Here is a 2,878-nt window from a genome sequence, read left to right on the forward strand (position 1 = left end):
CACCGTGGGGCGTTGTTCTCGACCGTACATCGAGAACCACATAGTGGACGCTTGCAGCTTATTCAAACTGGTGTGTTATCAAATTATTGGCTTATTAGTACCGGTCAGCTCCGAGGGTCTTTAGTCCCCTCTTCCACATCCGGCCTATCAACGCAGTAGTCTAGCTGCGAGCCTCTCCCCCGAAGGGATGGAAATCTCATCTCGAAGCCGGCTTCCCGCTTAGATGCTTTCAGCGGTTATCCGTTCCGAACGTAGCTAATCAGCGGTGCTCCTGGCGGAACAACTGACACACCAGAGGTTCGTCCATCCCGGTCCTCTCGTACTAGGGATAGATCTTCTCAAATTTCCTGCGCGCGCAGCGGATAGGGACCGAACTGTCTCACGACGTTCTAAACCCAGCTCGCGTACCGCTTTAATGGGCGAACAGCCCAACCCTTGGGACCTACTCCAGCCCCAGGATGCGACGAGCCGACATCGAGGTGCCAAACCATGCCGTCGATATGGACTCTTGGGCAAGATCAGCCTGTTATCCCCGAGGTACCTTTTATCCGTTGAGCGACAGCGCTTCCACAAGCCACTGCCGGATCACTAGTCCCGACTTTCGTCCCTGCTCGACTTGTCAGTCTCACAGTCAAGCTCCCTTGTGCACTTACACTCGACACCTGATTGCCAACCAGGTTGAGGGAACCTTTGGGCGCCTCCGTTACTTTTTAGGAGGCAACCGCCCCAGTTAAACTACCCACCAGGCACTGTCCCTGAACCGGATCACGGTTCGAAGTTAGATATCCAATATGACCAGAGTGGTATTTCAACGTTGACTCCACCTGAACTAGCGTCCAAGCTTCACAGTCTCCCACCTATCCTACACAAGCCACACCGAACACCAATACCAAGCTGTAGTAAAGGTCACGGGGTCTTTCCGTCCTGCTGCGCGTAACGAGCATCTTTACTCGTAATGCAATTTCGCCGAGTTCGCGGTTGAGACAGCTGGGAAGTCGTTACGCCATTCGTGCAGGTCGGAACTTACCCGACAAGGAATTTCGCTACCTTAGGATGGTTATAGTTACCACCGCCGTTTACTGGGGCTTAAATTCTCAGCTTCGCCTTGCGGCTAACCGTTCCTCTTAACCTTCCAGCACCGGGCAGGCGTCAGTCCGTATACATCGTCTTGCGACTTGGCACGGACCTGTGTTTTTAGTAAACAGTCGCTTCCCACTGGTCTCTGCGGCCTTCGAACGCTCCAGGAGTAAATCCCTTCACGCCTCAGGCCCCCCTTCTCCCGAAGTTACGGGGGCATTTTGCCGAGTTCCTTAACCACGATTCTCTCGATCTCCTTAGTATTCTCTACCTGATCACCTGAGTCGGTTTGGGGTACGGGTGACTAAAACCTCGCGTCGATGCTTTTCTTGGCAGCATAGGATCACTGATTTCGTCCGTGAGGACTACCCATCGGGTCTCAACCTTCATGAGAGACGGATTTGCCTATCTCTCGGCCTACATCCTTAGACCGGGACAACCATCGCCCGGCTCAGCTACCTTCCTGCGTCACACCTGTTAATACGCTAACCGCACCAGCATAGGGTCGCACGCTAGGCCCCACGCTTCACCCCGAAGGGATCCATCTAGAGGATTCAGATGCTTAGCATTACTGGATTAGTTTGGGCGGTTTTTCGCCAGTACGGGAATATAAACCCGTTGTCCATCGACTACGCCTGTCGGCCTCGCCTTAGGTCCCGACTTACCCAGGGCGGATTAGCCTGGCCCTGGAAACCTTGATCTTTCGGAGGACGGGTTTCTCACCCGTCTTTCGCTACTCATGCCTGCATTCTCACTCGTGTAGCCTCCACGGCTGGTTTACACCGCCGCTTCGCTGGCCACACGACGCTCTCCTACCCATCAACACGGCTGAACCAACACCACAAGGGTGCGGCTTACCAAAAATATCAATGCCACAACTTCGGTGGCGTGCTTGAGCCCCGTTACATTGTCGGCGCGGAATCACTTGACCAGTGAGCTATTACGCACTCTTTCAAGGGTGGCTGCTTCTAAGCCAACCTCCTGGTTGTCTGTGCAACTCCACATCCTTTCCCACTTAGCACGCGCTTTGGGACCTTAGTTGGTGGTCTGGGTTGTTTCCCTCTCGACGATGAAGCTTATCCCCCACCGTCTCACTGCTGCGCTCTCACTTACCGGCATTCGGAGTTTGGCTGACGTCAGTAAGCTTTTAGGCCCCATCGGCCATCCAGTAGCTCTACCTCCGGCAAGAAACACGCAACGCTGCACCTAAATGCATTTCGGAGAGAACCAGCTATCACGAAGTTTGATTGGCCTTTCACCCCTATCCACAGCTCATCCCCTCCATTTTCAACTGAAGTGGGTTCGGTCCTCCACGACGTCTTACCGTCGCTTCAACCTGGCCATGGATAGATCACTTCGCTTCGGGTCTAGGACATGCGACTGAATCGCCCTATTCAGACTCGCTTTCGCTACGCATTCCCCTCTCGGGTTAAGCTCGCCACATATCACTAACTCGCAGGCTCATTCTTCAAAAGGCACGCTGTCACCAGAAATCCGCACCACGAATGGCACAGCCTGGCTCCAACGGTTTGTAAGCAAACGGTTTCAGGTACTATTTCACTCCCCTCCCGGGGTACTTTTCACCTTTCCCTCACGGTACTTGTTCACTATCGGTCATGTAGGAGTATTTAGGCTTATCAGGTGGTCCTGACGGATTCACACGGGATTTCTCGGGCCCCGTGCTACTTGGGATACTCTTCGGGCGATTGCTGCATTTCGACTACGGGGTTCGCACCCTCTATGACCAGGCTTTCAATCCTGTTCGTCTATACAACGCTCTAACCCTCACTGTTCGGCAGAA

The 2,878-nt window shown here is 53.8% G+C and carries 1 rRNA gene; it reads right to left on the reverse strand.

What is annotated here, in order from left to right:
• Nucleotides 1-74: 74 nt before the first annotated feature.
• Nucleotides 75-2,878, reverse strand: a 23S ribosomal RNA gene (locus E3N94_RS13120); the annotation flags it as partial.

Origin of the sequence: Cryobacterium sp. Sr3, from assembly GCF_004402835.1 — a bacterium.
Lineage (GTDB): Bacteria > Actinomycetota > Actinomycetes > Actinomycetales > Microbacteriaceae > Cryobacterium > Cryobacterium sandaracinum.